This window comes from Psychrobacter sp. 1Y4 (assembly GCF_051847555.1).
Map to the genome: position 1 here is coordinate 1 of NZ_JBPYDE010000382.1, position 808 is coordinate 808.

1 protein-coding gene is annotated in these 808 nt (G+C 47.6%); it reads left to right on the plus strand.

Features of this window, described 5'->3' with window-relative positions; genetic code table 11:
* Nucleotides 1-758, plus strand: a 758-nt coding sequence (locus tag ACS8FC_RS16465; protein WP_439297568.1) for an SDR family oxidoreductase, incomplete at its 5' end; no start/stop codon positions are given.
* Between the last annotated feature and the right edge of the window lie 50 nt (nucleotides 759-808).

The following is an 808-nucleotide window of genomic DNA, read 5'->3' on the forward strand; positions in this document are numbered from 1 at the left end:
AAGGCTCAGGAAAACTGGCTGATAAGCGCGTTTTAATCACTGGCGGAGACAGTGGTATCGGTCGCGCAGTGGCTTTTCATATGGCACGTGAAGGTGCCAAAGTTGCCATCCTTTATCACTCTGACGAAGAGAGCGCAAATGAGACGCGTGAAGGTATTGAAGCAGAAGGTACAGATGCGTTGGTATTGCAGGGTGATACGGCAGATAGCAGTAGTTGCAAAGAGGCAGTAGAAGCCGTCGTGGCAAAATGGGGTGGCATTGATGTGCTAGTCAACAATGCTGGTATGCAAAAGCCATATCATGATTTGTCTGAGGTCAGTGATGAAGACTGGCAACAGCATTTTGATGTCAATATGGCAGGGATGTTTTATGCAACCCGCGCCGCCCTTGAGCATATGAAAGAAGGTGATAGCATCATCAATACCACCTCAGTGAATGCGTATGTCGGCAACGATGTATTAGTGCCGTACACCGCGACCAAAGGCGCTATCGTTGGCTACACTCGCGCGTTATCGCAACAACTACTTAGTCGCGGTATTCGCGTTAATCAGATAGCACCGGGTCCTGTAGTGAGTGAGATTCAACTGGTATTTAAAGACTTTGATAAAGATATTTTGGAATCAATGTCCTCACCAATGGGGCGTATGGGTCAGCCACGTGAGATGGGTGCTGCCTATGTATTTCTTGCTTGCCAAGACAGTAGCTTTGTGACTGGTCAGACCTTGCACATAAACGGAGGCATGATTACTAATGGCTGATATCATGGATTCTCCTGACTCCTCTGATTTGCTATCTGTCTGTTGGGCAG